General features: G+C 38.9%; 1 pseudogene. It reads right to left on the bottom strand.

Annotation, left to right across the window (positions count from 1 at the left end):
• Positions 1-178: 178 nt before the first annotated feature.
• Positions 179-923 (bottom strand): annotated as a pseudogene (locus ACUVJL_RS31715) (transposase); the annotation flags it as partial.
• Positions 924-1,059: the final 136 nt, after the last annotated feature.

Consider the following 1,059-nt stretch of genomic DNA (forward strand, 5'->3'; position numbering starts at 1 on the left):
TGAGATTCTGTGGCGGTTTATTAAATATGAATGGATCGAAATAAATGCCTATTCTAGCTGGCCAGCTCTTGTTTCATGTGTGGAAAAAATACTTAAAGAATTTGGAGAAAATTATGTAATTAATTTTGCTTAACTACTTAATCGATCGCTTTCTGGCGAGCGGGAGTGATCGATATATTCAAGCAGCGTTAACGATGAGTTTTTCCTGGTTTATTTTGAGTGAAATATAAGCGCAAGTTATGTTAACTCCAAAAACAGGCATTGTTTGATCCGCTCGACATAAAAACACATAAAAAACCCGGCGCCACCAGGTAGAAAGGTTCATGACTAAAAAAGTGATAGCAATAGTTGTTTGTGAAGTATTATCAAGTTTTGCCATGATACGATTGAGACCGAATCTTCGTTTACCTTCCCCGAATTTACCCTCAATCGCATTCCTAATTCTGTCATCTTCCAACGCTTGCCTCTTTTTTGATTTACTCACATTTGCTGGCGGTCTTCCTAATGGCGGCCCACTCAGCCTAATGCCTTTTTCTTTACACCATGCTCGGTTTTCCCGATTTCGGTAAATGCGATCTGCATGAACTGACTCTGGATAATACCCTGTGAATTTATGATATGCTTCTACTTGTGTTTTTAAGTCCCCTGATTCGTTAAAGTTATCCCAGCTCATCCGGTCTAAAAATACATATCCCTCAAAACAACTGGCTGATATTTTGGCTCCAAACTCTACGCTTTTTCCTGCTTTTCCTCGCGACATAGGGACGAATGTGGGGTTGAGTTAAACTTACTATTCTATCCTCAATGCTCTGTTTATTGTTATCAAATAACCATTGCTGTTGGCGATAGACCTCTGTGAGGACTAGCAAGGTTTTATATTGCTTTTTGCTCAGGCGTTCGAGGGTCGCACCTGACTCGATTAGGACTAAAAAATAAATAACTTGATGGATTGTCGGATATAATCAAAAACAGCGCCCTGATTGCTATTTTCTCTAAAATTGATAGAAACTCGCAAGGGATTTTTCTATTCTACCACTTTATCTGAGATTTAAACCTATG

The sequence above is a fragment of the Microcoleus sp. OTE_8_concoct_300 genome (assembly GCF_031383065.1).
In the GTDB taxonomy this organism is placed as follows: Bacteria; Cyanobacteriota; Cyanobacteriia; order Cyanobacteriales; family Microcoleaceae; genus Microcoleus.